Annotated in this window: 14 protein-coding genes; 8 read left to right on the top strand and 6 right to left on the bottom strand. The window is 43.5% G+C overall.

Annotation, left to right across the window (positions count from 1 at the left end):
* Nucleotides 1-52: 52 nt before the first annotated feature.
* The 5 genes from B1K71_RS18475 (at nucleotide 53) to B1K71_RS18460 (ending at nucleotide 3,579) form a co-directional block, all read left to right on the top strand.
* Nucleotides 53-1,189 carry a sensor histidine kinase gene (locus tag B1K71_RS18475; RefSeq protein WP_077329586.1) on the top strand — a complete coding sequence of 379 codons (1,137 nt, stop codon included), beginning with the start codon at nucleotides 53-55 and terminating at the stop codon, nucleotides 1,187-1,189.
* Nucleotides 1,186-1,785 carry a response regulator transcription factor gene (locus tag B1K71_RS18470; RefSeq protein ID WP_077329584.1) on the top strand — a complete coding sequence of 200 codons (600 nt, stop codon included), beginning with the start codon at nucleotides 1,186-1,188 and terminating at the stop codon, nucleotides 1,783-1,785. The genes B1K71_RS18475 and B1K71_RS18470 overlap by 4 nt, the downstream gene beginning before the upstream one ends.
* A 58-nt stretch (nucleotides 1,786-1,843) precedes the next feature.
* Entirely contained in the window at nucleotides 1,844-1,981 is a 138-nt protein-coding gene (locus B1K71_RS20050) for a hypothetical protein (RefSeq protein ID WP_175631968.1), read from the top strand.
* A 62-nt stretch (nucleotides 1,982-2,043) separates the two neighbouring features.
* Complete coding sequence (locus B1K71_RS18465) at nucleotides 2,044-2,625, top strand: GNAT family N-acetyltransferase (protein WP_077329583.1); 582 nt, start codon at nucleotides 2,044-2,046, stop codon at nucleotides 2,623-2,625.
* A gap of 24 nt (nucleotides 2,626-2,649) precedes the next feature.
* Nucleotides 2,650-3,579: a nucleoside hydrolase gene (locus B1K71_RS18460; protein ID WP_077329581.1), complete on the top strand. Its 930-nt coding sequence runs from the start codon at nucleotides 2,650-2,652 to the stop codon at nucleotides 3,577-3,579.
* A gap of 135 nt (nucleotides 3,580-3,714) precedes the next feature.
* Here B1K71_RS18460 and B1K71_RS18455 read toward each other — a convergent pair whose 3' ends face one another.
* Nucleotides 3,715-5,187: a glycine betaine uptake BCCT transporter gene (locus B1K71_RS18455; RefSeq protein ID WP_077329580.1), complete on the bottom strand. Its 1,473-nt coding sequence runs from the start codon at nucleotides 5,185-5,187 to the stop codon at nucleotides 3,715-3,717.
* A 227-nt stretch (nucleotides 5,188-5,414) separates the two neighbouring features.
* On the opposite strand from B1K71_RS18455, the gene B1K71_RS18450 reads away from it, so the two are divergent.
* Nucleotides 5,415-5,867 (top strand): flavodoxin, encoded by a 453-nt coding sequence (locus tag B1K71_RS18450; RefSeq protein WP_077329578.1) that lies wholly within the window; start codon nucleotides 5,415-5,417, stop codon nucleotides 5,865-5,867.
* Nucleotides 5,868-6,230: 363 nt separating this feature from the next.
* Here the strand turns inward: B1K71_RS18450 and B1K71_RS18440 are convergent, their stop codons facing one another.
* The 5 genes from B1K71_RS18440 to B1K71_RS18420 form a co-directional block, all read right to left on the bottom strand.
* Nucleotides 6,231-7,766 carry a solute symporter family protein gene (locus B1K71_RS18440; protein WP_077329575.1) on the bottom strand — a complete coding sequence of 512 codons (1,536 nt, stop codon included), beginning with the start codon at nucleotides 7,764-7,766 and terminating at the stop codon, nucleotides 6,231-6,233.
* The gene (locus B1K71_RS18435; RefSeq protein WP_245799349.1) at nucleotides 7,763-8,116 is read right to left on the bottom strand and encodes a DUF485 domain-containing protein; all 354 of its coding nucleotides are present in this window, start codon (nucleotides 8,114-8,116) and stop codon (nucleotides 7,763-7,765) included. Before B1K71_RS18435 ends, B1K71_RS18440 begins: the two co-directional genes overlap by 4 nt.
* Before the next feature lie 198 nt (nucleotides 8,117-8,314).
* The gene (locus tag B1K71_RS18430; RefSeq protein WP_342742153.1) at nucleotides 8,315-9,073 is read right to left on the bottom strand and encodes a LytR/AlgR family response regulator transcription factor; all 759 of its coding nucleotides are present in this window, start codon (nucleotides 9,071-9,073) and stop codon (nucleotides 8,315-8,317) included.
* A complete protein-coding gene (locus tag B1K71_RS18425; RefSeq protein WP_077329571.1) occupies nucleotides 9,070-10,830 on the bottom strand; it encodes a LytS/YhcK type 5TM receptor domain-containing protein in 1,761 nt (586 codons plus the stop codon). The genes B1K71_RS18430 and B1K71_RS18425 overlap by 4 nt, the downstream gene beginning before the upstream one ends.
* On the bottom strand, nucleotides 10,827-12,374 hold the full coding sequence (locus B1K71_RS18420; RefSeq protein WP_077329569.1) for a solute symporter family protein: 1,548 nt from the start codon (nucleotides 12,372-12,374) through the stop codon (nucleotides 10,827-10,829). Before B1K71_RS18420 ends, B1K71_RS18425 begins: the two co-directional genes overlap by 4 nt.
* 486 nt (nucleotides 12,375-12,860) lie before the next feature.
* Here B1K71_RS18420 and B1K71_RS18415 point away from each other — a divergent pair, with 486 nt between their 5' ends.
* Together B1K71_RS18415 and B1K71_RS18410 are read left to right on the top strand one after the other, a co-directional pair.
* Nucleotides 12,861-13,820, top strand: coding sequence for a nuclease-related domain-containing protein (locus tag B1K71_RS18415; protein ID WP_077329568.1), 960 nt, complete (start codon nucleotides 12,861-12,863; stop codon nucleotides 13,818-13,820).
* A 107-nt stretch (nucleotides 13,821-13,927) separates the two neighbouring features.
* Nucleotides 13,928-15,097 carry an IS256 family transposase gene (locus B1K71_RS18410; protein WP_077329566.1) on the top strand — a complete coding sequence of 390 codons (1,170 nt, stop codon included), beginning with the start codon at nucleotides 13,928-13,930 and terminating at the stop codon, nucleotides 15,095-15,097.
* Nucleotides 15,098-15,274 lie beyond the last annotated feature (177 nt).

Below are 15,274 nucleotides of genomic sequence, written 5' to 3'. Positions count from 1 at the left end.
TATGGAAGGGTCATTCATTTGTTATACTTTAAAAATAGGAAGGAGCGCCAATATGCAGAACTGGTATCACATTATTCCAAAAAACACCGGACTTAGTATTTATGCATGGATTATTTTTTGTGTGCTGCCATTTTATTTTGTTTTCCGTTCATCTTCTACGTACGAAATTATCTTCGGAATTGTGATGATCATTCTGTTTTTTACTGCATACCGGGTTTCTTTTCTTTCGGAGGGCTGGACAGCCTATTTTTCAGTCAGTGTCGAAATGGCTATCAGTGTTGTGATGACACTGTTTCTCGGATATGTTTATTTTGGCCTTTTTTTAGCTTTTTACATTGGAAATCTGCAGCGAAAATCCGGATTTATCTCGCTTTATATCGTTCATGTGATAACCACATTGACAGCGGTCGGTATTGGGTTTTTTATACAAAATACCATTTTCATGTCACAGCTGCCATTCATTATTATAAGTGTTATCGGGGTTATCCTGCTGCCGATTACGATTTACAGCCGCAACAAACGTGAGCAGCTTGAAAGCGAACTGAAGGATGCTAATAAACGGTTGTCCCGGATGGTCGTGCTTGAGGAGCGGCAGCGCATTGCACGTGACCTGCACGATACGCTAGGACAGAAGCTGTCACTTATTGGACTGAAAAGTGACCTGGCCAGCAAGCTCATAACCGTAAAACCTGATCGCGCGATAAATGAAATCAATGACGTTCATCAAACGGCGCGGACGGCACTGAAAGAAGTCCGTGAACTGGTCTCGGATATGAAGGGGGCCAGGTTAAATGATGAAGTGGTACACGTTCAGCAGGTATTGGATGCTGCACAGATAGAGTTTCAATTAGAGGGAAAACCTGAATTGAAGTACACGCCGCTGTTGGTGGAAAATGTAATCAGTATGTGTTTGAAAGAGGCAGTAACGAATGTTGTGAAGCACAGCAAGGCATCCGTCTGTAAAGTTATCATTAGACAATCACCTGATGAATTGGTGATGCAAATAAATGATAACGGCATTGGCATCCCTGAAAAAACAGGCTTATTAGGGGAAAACGGACTATTGGGAATGAAAGAGCGGCTGGAGTTTATGAATGGAAGTTTGGAGATTGCCGGCAAGGATGGCACACAACTGACAATTCGCGTGCCAAATGCGATTCAGCAAACAGAACGGGAGGAGCCATTGTGATACGAATTATCATTGCAGAGGACCAGCGAATGCTGCTTGGTGCACTTGGTTCACTGCTTGATTTGGAAGAGGATATGGAAGTTGTCGGAACAGCCAAAAATGGTGAAGAAGCGTTAAGTCTGGTGAAAAGCCGCAAACCGGATATTTGCATAATGGATATTGAAATGCCATTAAAAACCGGACTTGAAGCAGCGGAAGAACTAAAAGATGATCCGTGTAAAGTTATTGTTTTGACAACATTTGCACGTGCGGGGTATTTTGCACGGGCCAGAAAAGCCGGGGTGAGCGGTTATTTGCTTAAGGACAGTCCAAGTGATGAACTGGCAAATTCAATTCGGACAATTATGGATGGGCGGCGGATATATGCTCCGGAACTTGTTGATATGGCCTATGATAATGAAAATCCATTGACTGGGCGTGAAGAACAGGTTCTTCAATTAATTGCTGAAGGAAAGAATACAAAGGAAATTGCGGAAAAACTGTTTATCACAACCGGGACTGTCCGCAACTATGTTTCGGTGATTTTGGAAAAGCTTGAAGTGGACAACCGAATTGAAGCAATTTCCCGTTTCAAGGAGAAGGGCTGGTTGAAGTGAATAAAAGCATTTCAATCATCAAAAGCTAATTGGCAAACCTTCAGAAAGGGGTGCAGCCATGGCTGAAAAGAATAATCAATTCAAAGAAAATAAAAACCACGGGGAGCATCGGAACGGGCGGAAAAGCCAATTTAAAAACAGCAATTCCCGCGGCGGGGACGAACCGAATCAGTATATCAACAAACAAGAAGAATAATCGGCGTGGATGTGGTGTGATAAGATAAGAATCACACCACATTTTTGTTGGGGGGGATTTATATGAAAGGGCAGTTAACGGAAATCCCGATCCTGGAAACCGGCAACTTTTTGCTGCGTGCCATTGCCGAAAGAGATGCCGAGGATTTGTTTTATTTTTTAAGCCAACGAAAAACAATGCAATATATAACACCACACCCGGTAGAATCACAGAATGATGTGCTGGACGAAATTTTGCAGTCAATGGAGCGTTTTGTACAGCAAACGGAAATCCCTTGGGTCATTGTGGACAAACGAACCGGCGTTGTTATCGGGAAGTTCAGTTTTCATAAATTAAGTATGTGGCATAAAAAAGCGGAAATGGCAGCTGTCATCAGTCAGGAATACCAAAACAGCGGTGTAATGACAGAAGTTTTGGAAACGGTATTGGACTATGGGTTTGACACACTTGAACTGAATCGGATTGCAGGGGATATATTTGCAGCTAATGATGCTTCCCGTAAATTACTGCAAAACTATGGATTCAGGGAAGAAGGCACGATGAGGCAGACTGATTTTGACGGGGAGAAATTTCAGGATACGATCGTTTTTTCACAGTTGAAACCGGAATATGATGCCCGTAAAAGAAACAGGAAGCATGGTTAATGAAATTTAAAGGAGCTGGATAAAATGAATCGAAAAATTATAATGGATTGTGACCCCGGGCAAGATGATGCGATGGCGCTAATGCTGGCAGCGTCAAAAATCAGCGGTTTGCAGATAGAAGCAATCACAACGGTTGCAGGAAATGTTAATGTGGAGAAAAATACACGGAATGCACTTCGGCTGTGTGATTTGCTTGGGCTTCAAGATGTCCCGGTTGCCCAAGGCGCTTCCAGGCCATTGTTCCGCGAGATGCTGATTGCTGAACATATTCATGGTGAAAGCGGCCTGGACGGTACGACACTTCCGGAGCAGCCGGTTAAACAACCGGTTGACCAGCATGGTGTTGATTTAATGATCGACAAACTCATTGAAGCGGACGAGCCGATTACTCTGGTGCCGACTGGACCGCTGACGAATGTTGCCATGGCTTTTCGAAAAGAACCGGCAATCCTTCCGAAAGTTAAGGAAATCGTACTGATGGGCGGGGGTACGTATGGAAACAGAACCCCTGCAGCAGAATTTAATATCTATGCTGATGCAGAAGCGGCTAAAGTGGTATTTGACAGTGGGGTACCTGTCGCCATGTTCGGGCTTGATGTGACACACCAGGCATTGGCAACAGCGGAAACGATTGAGGAGATCAAAACAATTGACAATCCAGTGGCAACGGCTGTTAGTGAGATGCTGACCTTCTACATGAATGCATATCAAGGGCTGCCGGGTTTTACCGGAGCTGCTATCCATGATCCGTGTCCCGTAGCATATTTGATTGATCCATTTATTTTTGAAATGGAAAAAGTACACGTGGATGTTGAAACGAAGGGCGAATTTACATACGGAATGACATGTATAACTAAAGGTGTAAGCGACACAAATACAAATTTTGCCTGCAAACTGCATCAGAAGAAGTTTTGGGATCTTTTTTACCGTGCATTACAGTCGTACAGCAATTAGATAAAAGAGGGAGAGTGTTTGCCGCTGCGCTGGCGGACGTTAATGATGGAATGGCTGGAGCGGCTGCTTTCCACAGTGCAGCAACCCAAAAAAGCAGATGTCACCATCCAACTTCGGAGTGACACCTGCTTAATATTATTGCACTTCTTTATTCAACGCACGGAACAACGCAATAACCATCAGGATCATCACAAATGAAAATGGTAATGCAGCAATGATAATTGTATTCTGGATGGCTGTTAAACCACCGACATAAAGCAGAATTAGTGCCACAGCCGATTGCGCAATGCCCCAGACAACCTTTACATGATTTGGCGGCAGCAAGGATCCGTTTGTTGACTGCATACCAAGTACAAATGTTGCCGAGTCCGCTGATGTAATGAAAAACGATGCAATCAGCAGAATAGCTACGATTGACATAATCAGTGACAATGGCAAGTGGTCAAACATATTGAACAGAACCAGCTCCGTTGCATATTGTGTCAAATCAACACCACTGTTTTGCACTTTTCCGGCTGTTGTTCCAAACGCAGCAAACCAGACAGAAACAATCAGGGTAGGCAGAATCAGTACCCCGGTAATGAATTGACGAATCGTCCGTCCGCGGGAAATTCTTGCAATGAACATACCGACAAATGGTGCCCACGATATCCACCATGCCCAGTAAAAGATTGTCCAGCTGTCAAGCCATGCACGATTATCACCTTCCAATGGTGCGGTGCGGAAGCTCATTTGAATGATGTTTTGGAAATATAGACCAAATGTTTCCGTAAACATATTTAAAATGAGCAACGTTGGTCCAACAGCTAATACAACGATTAGCAGAATCAGCGCCAGTACCATGTTGGCATTGGACAAGTATTTGATTCCCTTACTTAATCCGGACCAGGCGGAAATCAAAAACAATACAGTTACAATTGCAATAATGATAAACTGTGTCGAAAAGCCAATTTCGACACCAAATAAATGTGATAGACCGCCATTTATTTGCACTGCCCCAAACCCGAGTGATGTGGCCACCCCAAAAACGGTCGCGAAGACAGCCAGCACATCGATCAATACACCGAGCGGACCATTCATTTTATCGCCAAAGAGCGGTTTCAACGTTGCAGAAATCAGACCGGGTTCGTCTTTTCGGAATTGGAAAAAGGCCAGTGACAATGCAATAACACCGTACATCGCCCAAACATGGAGACCCCAGTGGAAATATGCATAGGAAAGTCCTTGTTTAAATGCTTTATTAGTTCCCTCTTCAGCTAATGGCGCATCAGACATATAGTGGAAAAGAGGTTCGGCAGCGCCATAGAAAACCAGTCCTATTCCCATGCCTGCAGAGAATAGCATAGCAACCCATGATCCTGTCGAAAAGTCAGGTTCTTCATGGTCTTTTCCAAGCTTGATTTTGCCGTATGGACTGACTGCGATAAATATTGAAAAGATAACTAGTGCGGAAAGAAGCAGCATGTAGTACCATCCGAATGATGTCGCGACAAATGCTTTTATGTTTCCGGAAATCGTTTCGAACTGTTCCGGAAAGGCAGCTCCAAGTGCGACTGCAATAATGACGAGAAATAATGTAATGTAAAATACTTTTGTGATTTTCTTCATGTTGCCCCCGATTATTTAGACATAATTACGGTATTTAACATTACCAAAATTACCATCAACATGCAATTTAATAGCATTTCCAGTTGTATTGTCCGGACGCGGCAGTGAAGGTGATTGTTGTACTTTTCACAAAACGTTCATGAATTCAGGAGTTGCTTAATTGAAAACTATTCTCATTTCAACGTATAATGAATGTGTATGAATGAGTTTCAGGGAGATGTTTGCAAATGGCAAAAATTTTAGTAATATATGCGAGCATGACCGGAAGTACCGAACTGATGGCGGAAGCGATGGTGGACCATATTCACGATCTTGGACATGATGTGGATAAAAGGTCATTCGATTTTGAACCGCTGGACAGTGCTGAGGACATGCTTGGTTATGACGGGATATTAATTGGTTCCTATACATGGGATGATGATCTGCCTTATGAGGTGGAGGATTTTTATGATGAATTGGAAAATGTGGACTTGAGCGGTAAACTGATTGGCGTTTTCGGATCATGTGATTCCTTTTATCCGGTTTATGGTGCTGCACTTGATACGATTTCCACCAGAGTATCAGAACGCGGGGCATCCATTTATGGGGAAAAATTAAAAATTGAACTCGAACCTGATAAAAAAGATATTGAAGCATGTAAGCAGTTTGCTGAAGGGATGCTGAAGCAATTGGCACAATGAAGTGGGGGCAGGTTTTAGTAACCTGTCCCTGGTTATTATTGTGTTGTCTGGCTGAGTATCAGTGAGTATCAGTCCTCTGTCTGCGATCCTTCATCCGGAAAAACGAGCCTTGCAAGAAAAAGGTGCTTCGCGCTGAAGAATCTGTCGCTGCCGCTGAAGGAAAGTTGTTTCGCGCCGAAGGAAAAGCATTTTGCGCCGAAGAACCAGCCGTTGCCGCTGAAAGAAAAGCATTTCGCGCTGAAGAAAAATACACCTTCAGCAACAAAGTCCCAGTGCGGATGACAAAGCGGCACGCAGTAAAAAAGAGTGCCATTTTATCATGACACCCCCACTACTGTGTGCACTTACGCTTTGCTGTTTAGACTACTCCGCTTCCTGAAAACCTGTGTTTGCTTTAACCTTAACCTTCGCATAGCGTTTTGCATTTCCTTCTTTGGAAAGTACGGTTCCAAGATACCCGCCAAGAAATCCTAATGGCACCGAAACCAATGCCGGATTCGATAACGGGAAGAGTGGTTCACCGGTGAACAGCGCTGCACCCTCAACTGGTGAAAATACACTTGGACTGATGGAAACCAGAATCAATGCAGAGAATAAGCCGGTCAGCATTGCTGTTACGGCACCGGCAGTATTGAATTTTTTCCAATAAACAGTGTACAGGATTACCGGCAGATTGGCGCTTGCTGCGATACAAAAGGCGAGTGATACCAGGAATGCTACGTTTAAATATTGCGCGAACAATGCCAGTATAATCGCTAAAACAGATACTGCCAGTGCAGCATATTTTGCGGCCATCATTTGCTCTTTGTCGGTAGCTTTTCCTTTCTTGATGATCTGTCCATACAAATCATGGGCAAAGGCTGATGCTCCGGACAAGACGAGCCCTGCTACAACCGCCAGAATGGTTGCGAATGCAACCGCTGAAATAAACGCGAATAAAATTTCACCGCCGAGTGCCTCTGCAAGCAGTGGTGCAGCCATGTTGCCGCCAGGGTTCGCCGCGAGGATGTTGGCCTCTCCGACAAATGCCGCTGCTCCAAATCCGAGAAATAATGTCAGCACATAGAAAATACCGATGACCCATGTGGCAGTTATTACGGAACTTCTTGCTGTTTTTGCATCCTTAACGGTAAAGAAGCGCATTAGAATATGCGGCAATCCCGCTGTCCCGAGCACAAGTGCAATCATCAGGGAAATAGTTCCCATCGGGTCGGTATATTTTAAGCCGGGCCTCAAGTAGTCGGCACCGTGACTTGTAACGGTTTTTACTTCGCTGAACATGTAGCCGATGTTGAAATTGAATTTCATCAGTACAAGGAATGAAATGATCACCATACCAGCCATTAACAGAACGGCTTTGACAATCTGTACCCAGCTGGTGGCAATCATACCGCCGAACAGTACGTAAATTGTCATCATGACACCAACAATCAGAACAGCTATCCAATATGGAATATCAAATAAGAGCTGAATAAGTGCACCTGCACCAACAAGCTGTGCAATCATATAAAAGATGGAAATGGTAATTGTACTGAGTGCAGCGGTTCCACGCACCTTTTTGGCATCGAATCGGGCTTTCAGCATATCGGCAAGTGTATATTTTCCCAAATTCCGGAGTGGTTCAGCCACAAGGAATAACACAACCAAATAAGCAATCAGAAATCCGATACTATAGAAAAATCCATCGAATCCGTACAATGCAATCGCGCCGGCAATACCAAGAAATGAAGCTGCGGATAAATAATCCCCTGCGATCGCGATTCCGTTTTGCCAGCCTTTCAATCCACCGCCGGCTGTATAGAAGTCAGTCGTTGTCTGTGTTTGTTTGGCAGCCCAATACGTGATAATCAGTGTCAAAACAACAATAGCGAGGAATAAAATGACGACTGTTGCGTTCATGAAGCACGCCCCTTCCGTTTAAGCTGCTCATCGATAATTTCATCGGCTTGTTTATCAAAAACAGCAGCCTTTTTTACATATATGGTACACAATACCCACGTCATCACAAACTGGCCAATCGCGAACAGCCATACCCATGAAATATCACCAATTACCGGTGTGTTCAGGAAAGTAGTATAGGACGTTAATATCGGTAATAAGAAATAAAAGACAAGGAAAAAAATTGTCATGGGAACGATAAACTTTCTTCTGTTCTGCATCAGATTTTGAAACTTTTCACTCTGTTCCACTTTCTCATAATCAATACTTTCACTAGGGACGACGTCGTTGTAATCGGTTTCATTTTTCAATATAATTTCCCCCTTTAAATTTTCCGACTCATATCGGATCTTCCCGGATCTTTTTATGCCGCTTGACCACAGAATTACATACATCACCACCTATAAGAATGCTTTCCATGAGTATAAACGAATGCGGAATAATGTAGTGGAAACTCGGGTAAACGGTTGTTCCTGATGTTTGAATTGTATAAATTTACGGATAAATGGTTACGTTTTAAAAACCTCCAGCAAAACTTTTCTGGCTCCGCGACTGACTGGGATTTTCGTTTGCTGTTTATCGGTGAGGGTGATGTTGCTAGTCCCATTAAACCATGGCGTGATTTCCCGAATATAATTCAGATTGACCAGGTAGCTGCGATGTGTACGGAAAAAGGATTCGCTGTCCAGTTTTTTCTCCAGTTCATTCAGGGTCAGCCGGCTTTCGATGATCCCATCTTTCGTATGTATTTCGGTAACCCTTTTTGATGGTACGGCATAAAAAATTGAATCGGGTGCGAGCACCACCATGCGTTCTCCGTCATCAACGAGCAGTTTTGCCGTTTGATGTTTTTTGCCGGGCATGTTCTGTCCGGCAGTGTCTTTGGATTGTGCCATCAGTTTGCGGATTCGTTTCATCGTTTTCAGGAAACGGGATTCATCATATGGTTTCAACAGGTAATCAACTGCTTCCACTTCAAACGCATCAATGGCATACGTGTCGTAAGCGGTAGTGAATATGAATAATGGCTGCTGTAGATATGCAAGGTTGGTTATTCGTTTGGCAGCTTCCACACCGGACATTCCGGGCATTTGTACGTCAAGAAAAATCACATCCGGTTCATGCTCAACATATAATTGAATCAATTCTTCACCGGTTTCAGCGCTTGGATATGTCACAACATCCGGTTCTTTATTCAGTAAAAATTCAAGTTCTTCCCGGGCCAGTTGTTCATCTTCCGCTATTAAGACATGCAAATTTCTCATCATTCACTCAGCCTTTCTATTGCGTGTTCATTTGGAATGGTAAATGAAATTTCACTGCCGCCACCTGTGCAATTTTGGATGGACAGATGGGACTGTTCGCCAAGCAGACTGATCAGCCGCTGATTGACGTTATACAGGCCGGCACCTTTATTTTGTTTATATTTCAATGCTGTACGGCCGGCTAAATCCAGGACCTCAGCTGGAAAACCGCATCCATTGTCCCGGACGGTTACGTGGACATGTTCAGCAGATTTTGTAATCGATACTGCAATTTCGCCACCACTGCGGATGTTCTTCAGCCCGTGCTGCACACTGTTTTCCACGAGCGGCTGGATGGTTGAAGGGGGAATCCGCACATGTGAAATCCCTTCTGAAACCGAAAAGGAAATATCCATTTGACTGGAAAAACGAGTCTGGATGATGGCGATATATGCTTTGACATGTTCACATTCTTTTTCCAATGAAACGAGTGATTCGGAAACTAGCCCAATGTTAAAACGCATAAAGTGGGCTAGTTTTACGGTGATATGCCGGGCTTTTTCCGGGTCTTTCCGGAATAATGCCGCTATCAAATGCAGCGTGTTAAACAAAAAGTGCGGGTTAATCTGTGCCTGTAAATTACGAAGTTCTGTATCACGTATGTGCGTGTTCAGCTTGTCTGAGGCAATTGTATTCAGCTGGTTGGAAATTAACTGGCCCAGTCCTTGCGCAAGCATCACCTCCACAGGCCGGATGTGCTGCGCCTTTTTAAAGTAAAATTTGATCAGGCCAGTGGCATCATTTGCTTCGATAATCGGGATGATGATTGCTGCCTGTAATGGACAATCCTCATCAACGCAGCGTATTTCGGAATGGGAATAGGCAATCTTCATCTGTTTGGAAGCCAGTGCCTGTCGTGACAGTGATGTGGTCAGCCGGTCACCTTCACGATGGTGATTCGCACCAAGTCCTTTATGGGCAAGGACTTCCGTTTTATTTGTAACGGAAACGGCAGCCAATTTCAGCCGCTCATACAGCAGTTCTGTAATCCCGGCTGCCATTTCACGGGATGAGTCTTTTTTTAAAAACGGAAGAGCCTCTTCGGCAATTGCCAGTGCTTGTTTGGTCGCCATTGCAGCTTCGTTTTCCTGTTCACGCAGAACGATGCCAATCATTGCTGTGAAGATGGCAATGGCAATTGCATTTGAAAGTACGAGCGGTAAACCAATGGCGTTAATAATCGCAATCATATTTTCCCGGTGCGGTTCAAAAATCAGCAGCAATTGCATGTGCAATACAGGTGGAAAAACACCGATAAACAGGGCCTTCAATGATGAGATGACCCTTTCCTGTGAAAAAAATCGTGCCGTCCATCCTGCCAGAATCCCTGTCAGCGGGTTGACCAGTGCATTTGCCATGACACCGATTCCACCAAGGTAAAATAGATAAGCTCCGGAAATGACTCCGGCACCCAATCCGACCACCGGACCGCCAAGAAGACCTGCTATCACGATTGCAACCAGACTGAGACTGACAACCATTTGCCCTTCTTCTACAGACCAGACAAAATCACGAATGACAGTTGAGTCGTCGACAATGACGACACCGGCAATTGTTCCGGCAATCCCGAATAAACCAAACACACCGATATGCATGAGTGCCATCATCTTGCTGTATTCCCGGTACAGCAGGGAGCGGAATCCGGGGGTACGGGTAAGTACAAAGGCAATGACCAGCAGCAGTCCGAGCCGTTCAAATAAAACAATTGTCAAGTGTGTCATGATGCCTCATCCTTCGTCTCAATTCCAGTAATCGCTTTCATATAAAACTTTTTGAATGCCCTGTCGCTTTCTTCCGGATTTTTGGATAGCAGCGACCCGAAAATCGCACCGAGAAAACCAATCGGGATCGCAATGATACCGGGGTTTTGCAAGGGAAATAGCGGTTCGCCGGTAATCCACCCGCCAGTTGGATTCATAATGTGTGGTCCAACCATCAGCAGTGCAAGCGACGCAGTCATCCCGGAAACCATTCCGATGATTGCCCCTGTTTGGTTGAATCGTCTCCAGTAGATTGTAAACAGCAGTACAGGTAAATTACTGGAAGCAGCAACCGTAAATGTCAGTGACACTAGAAAGGTGACATTGGTATTTTTCAATCCAAGGGCAAACAGGGTGGAAACCAGCCCAACAAAAAATGCTGTCCATTTCGCTGCAAGTACCTGCTTTTTTTCAGTCGTCTGTTTTTTCTTGATGATGTGATAATAGAGGTCATGGGAAAAGGCGGTGGTTGCCGAGATAACCAACCCTGCTACCACTGCGACAATGGTTGTAAATGAAATTGCCGCAACAAATGCCATCAGAAAGTCACCGCCAAGTGCCTCAGCCAGCAAAGGTGCTGCCAGATTTCCGGTTGGATCAACGGAAATCAGCGTTTGATATCCGATCAGTGCAACGGTTCCAAATCCCAGGACAAGCGTGATCACATAAAAAACTCCGATAATCCAACTGGATGTCAGCAGTGATTTGCGTACTTCCTTTGTATTTTTGACAGTGAAAAAGCGTATCAGAATGTGCGGCAGGCCGGCAGTACCTAGGATAAGTGCAAGCTGAAGCGAGATAGCCTCCAGTGGGTTATCAAACAGATTGCCGGGCAGAAAAAAGTTTTCTCCAAGCGGGGTTCCCTGTTTTACCCGGTCAATGAACTGAGACGGATCCCAATTGAATTGCGCAAATACAATCAGGGAAAGGAGAAACGTCCCGGACAAAAGCACAACAGTTTTTACAATCTGTACCCAGGAAGTTGCGAACATGCCGCCAAACACAACATAGACTGTCATCAAACTTCCAATAATGAGCACTGATGTGGAATAATCAATATCGAGCAGCAGGCGGATCAGCAGACCAGCCGCCACAAGCTGCGGAATCATATACAGGATGGAAATGATAAATGCCCCGATCGCCATCATCCACCGCATCCGGTAACTCGGGAAACGCGAACAAACAACATCCCCAAGCGAATATTTGCCAAGATGGTGCACCGGCTCCGCAATGAAAAATAGGACAATCAGATAGGAAACCAGAAAGCCAATTGCATACAAAAAACCATCAAAGCCGCCAATGGCAATCATCCCGACAATTCCCAAAAAAGATGCCGCACTTATGTAGTCCCCGGCAATCGCCATCCCATTCTGAATCCCCGTCAGGCTGCCTGCCGCTATATAAAACTGATTCGCTGTATTATTCTGCTTTGCTGCCCAATACGTAATAATCAGCGTACACACAATAATGCACAGGAAAAACAGGAAATATGTAAGATTCACCATTTCACCCACTCTTCGTCATATAAGTCAAAATAGTAAAAATTTTGTTACCATAAATAGTACTGCAATCCATGTTGTAAGTAAAGATTTTACGTGTGAATGCCCGTGAACCTGTAAACTGCGTTTTGCGCTGAAGAAAGGGTCGCATCTGTCGAACAAAGAGCGCTACCCACCGAAGGAAGAGCTGGAACCGCCGAACAAATCGCGCCAGCCGCCGAAGAAAGTGCTGAACCCGCCGAACAAAACCCATTTCGCGCTGAAGAAAATGTCTTAACCGCTGAAGCAAATGCCGCATCCGCCGAACAAATCGACGTAACCTTTATGTTAAGTACAATTAGTACTGAATCAAGGCTATTGCAACGCATGAAACAGTTGCGGCCATAAATGTTATTGATAATCCTTGAATGGCAATCAAAAGTAGACAAAATAGTTATATTTTTTCAAAGAAATGTAGTATGATTTAAAAAAATAGGAAAGGTAGTGGTAAATTTGATTTTGAAACCACTTATGAAATCCAGGTATATTCATCAGCTTGAGGCGTTGGATAGAAGGGTCAGCGAACACCATCCGCAAAAAACAAGAATTGAAAATAAACTAAAAAACAAGCTGACCGGTTTTAGGGGAGAGCAGGCATTAACTTTTCCACTGAATCTTCTCCCGGAACCAGATTACGCCATTATCCATAACCCCAGATTGGAAGACTCCAACGGAAATTGCTTTGAAATTGATGTGTTACTCCTCACGAAATATTATATCCTTTTACTTGAATCCAAAAATTGGTATGGCACACTCTTATTTGATGAAGACAAACAAGTAATCCGTATAGGCGATACCGGGATTGAAGAAGGGTTGCCAAATCCCGTGCCTCAGGTTAAATTACAAAGATACCGTTTGAAAAAATGGCTAAGTCAGTACAATCTCCCACAAATCCCAATTCTTTATTTTGTTGTTATCAGCTTTCCTTCCACCATTATTAAACCGATGTATCAACACCGCCCTATCCCGGAAGAGGTCATTCACAGTAACCTTCTATATCATCACATTCAGAGATTAAACAATCAGTATAAAACTCCCGTCGTCGATAAAAAAGGTATGAATAGTTTGGGAGAGTTCATTGTTCAGAAGCACACCGAACCCGATATCAATGTATTAAAGAAATTTGGTGTTGAAAAAAGTGAATTGATAAGGGGAGTGTTCTGTCCAAGTTGCGAATCAGGTCCTATGACATTGAATTTGGGAATCTGGCATTGCAGCCTTTGCAACCATTACTCTAAAAACGCACACCTGGCTGCATTAGCTGATCATAAGCTTTTGATAGGTGATAAAATCACAAATCGCGAGGCAAGAGACTTTTTGATGGTAAAGTCACCGGATAAAACAAAAAGATTATTGACGCGGGGCGATTACCGTTTTATTGGAAATAGAAGCAGGCGGACCTATATTTTATGAATGATTAAGTCCATATAATTGTGTAAAAAGAAAATAAAAAGAGGTCAAATTAATTCCTCATGATACAATGTTTTCAACCACGAAAAACGAATGAGGAGGAATTAATTATGACCCAGTTACAGTTTAACCTAGATATGGACCTTTTAAAAGACGCTGTTATGAATTCAAACATTGATGCTGTTGTTAAATCATCTGTCGTATTGGTATTAAATGAATATATGGAAAAAGAGCGAGATGATTATTTAAACGTTCCGGCCTATGAACGCTCAGGCGATCGTCATGACTATCGAAATGGCTACTATGAACGGGATTTCATGATGAGTATTGGGAAAATTAAATTACGTGTCCCCCGGACTCGTAGTGGGGAGTTTGCACCAACTGTGTTTGAAAGATATAAGCGTTGCGATAAAGCTTTCGCCCTTTCCATGCTTGAAATGGTAATAAATGGTGTATCCACCCGTAAGGTGAAAAATATTGTAGAGGAACTATGCGGGGAGAGTGTTTCTAAATCCTTTGTATCATCGCTTACAGCGAAGCTTGACCCAATTGTAAAGGAATGGGCAAACCGGCCATTAAACACAACGTATTATCCATATATTTTTGTTGATGCAATGTATATCAAAGTCCGTGAACATCATAAGGTCGTGTCAAAAGCAATCTATATCGCAACGGCAATTAATGCGATTAATCAGCGAGAAGTATTGGGCTTCAGGATTGATCATGCCGAGAGTTTCGAAGCTTGGCAGGAGTTTTTGGGAGACCTGATATCACGCGGTTTACAATCTCCAAAACTCGTCATATCGGATGCCCATTCCGGCTTGAAGAAGGCCATTAAGAAGGTATTTATCGGAACGTCCTGGCAGCGCTGCACCGTTCATTTTAAGAAGAACCTTATTAAGGACATGCCGAAGAAAAACATAGAAGAAGTAAAGATTGATTTAAAGCGCATTTTTGATGCGGTGAAACCAGAGGATGCAAGAACATTTAAAGACGAATTTGTGGCGCGTTATGAAGATAATTCTAAGCTGGAAAAAGTCATTGGAAATCTGGAAGAAGGCTTTGATGACGCGATGCAATTTCTTAATGAGCCTATAAAATACCACCAGTTCATTCACAGTACAAACTCATTGGAACGTTTGAATGAAGAGGTTCGGCGAAGGGAAAGAGTAATACGTATCTTTCCAAATACGCAGTCTGCTTTCCGCTTAGTCGGAGCAGTACTGATGGATTATGCAGAGGAACAGGAAAAGAAAAAAATTATCATCAAAAAAGACTAGCAGGGATCAACGCGCGCGAAAATTTGGTTTGGCAGGAAGGGGGTACCCCCTTCCTGCCAAACCAAATCACAACTAAAACCATAATAAGGTTGAAAACTTGTATTTAGATTTTACACAATAATAAGGACTTGACTTTATGAATTTGCTCCCCGTTACACAAAATAATCCCGCCGAACA

Origin of the sequence: Virgibacillus siamensis (assembly GCF_900162695.1) — a bacterium.
Lineage (GTDB): Bacteria > Bacillota > Bacilli > Bacillales > Amphibacillaceae > Lentibacillus > Lentibacillus siamensis_A.
Note: the sequence above shows the minus strand (reverse complement) of the source record. Positions and strands in the feature narration are given on the sequence as shown.